We start from the raw sequence: 1,542 nt of genomic DNA on the forward strand, positions 1-1,542 counted from the left end.
CTTCAGACACATCAAGATCTTGCTGCAAATATTCATAACCACAAAAATATTGCCAATAAATATTTTCCTTTAGCTCTTCCTCCGTAAACGAATCAGAACCGTTGTACATAGCTTGAAGCATTGATAGTGCTAGCATTACTCTATGATCTTTCTTATTTCTACCAAATTGCTTGATTTCAATGTTAGGCAATGCTCTGGCTTCAAGTTCAGACCAATTTACTAAATCCCTTAGTTTATATAACTTGTTTTTAGGATTTAGTTTTGTAGATAATTTCTCTTCAAATAACCTTTCTTGTTTTTGGAGAAAAGTAATATTTTCTATAGGCATAATTTTAAAATCCGTAAGCTTTATGCGGTAATTATACCATTTTCTTATGGATTTTGTAAGCTGTTTATGACATGAAACCCCTTGTTAATTCAGGCGGGGAGAGTTTTGACGGAGGGACTAAAAAAGAGGTAGATTTAAGCGAGTTAGTATATGATCGACTGGATTATTGCAAGAAACTATACTTAAATGGTAAAGATCTAGAGTTTTTTACCAAAATAGAAGATAATATTAAGGTCAATTGTGATGAGCATTATATAAAATCTACTTTAGATAATTTGATTATCAATGCCATTCAATATAGCAAGGAAGGAAATATCACCTTAGAGCTTGATAAAAATTCTGATTCAACTGCAATATTTAGCATTCGAGATGAGGGTATAGCTATTCCACAAGCAGAATTATATGATATTTTCTTCTCATTTATCGTTAGCTCTAGAACCAAAACTCCTGCTGGTGGTCGTGGTGTTGGACTTGCATTGTGTAAAAAAGCAATTACAACGCATGGCGAAGAAATTTGGGCTGAAAGCGATGGTGCAAAAGGCAGTACCTTTAAGTTTACGCTTCCAATTTAGATTTTGGACAATCTAATTTACCAATCATATCGTCAATCTTTAAACTATCGAGGTATTTCATAATTATTATCTCAGAAGTATCTTGTAAACTCCTATGTTCTAAAGTTGCTAGTTCTTTCAACTTGCAATGATAAATATTGTTAAGTCTAATCTTTATATCCTGTTCCATCGGTAATGCCTGTGACATATTATATTGACATAATAGATATAATGTTAATGTAGCGTTGTCAATATTTTTAAGTTACAATGTTGCTAGTCTAATTTTCTGATAGAAGTTCCTTTTGTAACAATTAAATCAGTGGTTGGTATTCTCGCTTAGGTTGATAACTATGATGGTTAAGAAATATGTTTAAAAAAGTTCTGATAGTAGTACTATTATTCTTTATGAATAACAGTACTTTTGCGCAGGTATCTAAAGTTATCACTGTATGTGAAGTAAAAAAACTTTTTGCAGTATATATCAATACATCTTTATCCCAACATGATAAAACTGAGGCAGAATATGACTATAATTTGAGTAGTGAAATATATACTTTATCTAAAGTTAATCCAGAAAACGAAAAAGAAGATGGATCTTAGAAAAAACAAACTACCTCAAAAAAACTACACAAATGCCACTTACACACACCCAAAAACTACCAT

Annotated in this window: 4 protein-coding genes; 2 read left to right on the top strand and 2 right to left on the bottom strand. The window is 31.4% G+C overall.

The window, feature by feature from the left end; translation table 11 throughout:
• On the bottom strand, positions 1-328 hold a 328-nt coding region (locus Megvenef_RS09420), incomplete at its 3' end, for a transposase (RefSeq protein WP_322776028.1).
• 71 nt (positions 329-399) lie between these two features.
• Between Megvenef_RS09420 and Megvenef_RS09425 the strand changes: the two genes are divergently transcribed.
• Complete coding sequence (locus tag Megvenef_RS09425; protein WP_322777660.1) at positions 400-900, top strand: sensor histidine kinase; 501 nt, start codon at positions 400-402, stop codon at positions 898-900.
• Here the strand turns inward: Megvenef_RS09425 and Megvenef_RS09430 are convergent.
• Positions 884-1,087: a hypothetical protein gene (locus tag Megvenef_RS09430; protein ID WP_322777661.1), complete on the bottom strand. Its 204-nt coding sequence runs from the start codon at positions 1,085-1,087 to the stop codon at positions 884-886. The genes Megvenef_RS09425 and Megvenef_RS09430 overlap by 17 nt on opposite strands.
• 197 nt (positions 1,088-1,284) lie before the next feature.
• On the opposite strand from Megvenef_RS09430, the gene Megvenef_RS09435 reads away from it, so the two are divergent.
• A complete protein-coding gene (locus tag Megvenef_RS09435; RefSeq protein WP_322777662.1) occupies positions 1,285-1,479 on the top strand; it encodes a hypothetical protein in 195 nt (64 codons plus the stop codon).
• The last annotated feature ends 63 nt before the right edge of the window (positions 1,480-1,542 follow it).

Origin of the sequence: Candidatus Megaera venefica, from assembly GCF_034554655.1 — a bacterium.
In the GTDB taxonomy this organism is placed as follows: Bacteria; Pseudomonadota; Alphaproteobacteria; order Rickettsiales; family Rickettsiaceae; genus Megaera_A; species Megaera_A venefica.

Coding starts and splice junctions, on each gene's coding strand:
- Megvenef_RS09425 (WP_322777660.1), top strand. CDS start 400: ATGAAACCCCTTGTTAATTCAGGCGGGGAGAGTTTTGACGGAGGGACT.
- Megvenef_RS09430 (WP_322777661.1), bottom strand. CDS start 1,087: ATGTCACAGGCATTACCGATGGAACAGGATATAAAGATTAGACTTAAC.
- Megvenef_RS09435 (WP_322777662.1), top strand. CDS start 1,285: ATGAATAACAGTACTTTTGCGCAGGTATCTAAAGTTATCACTGTATGT.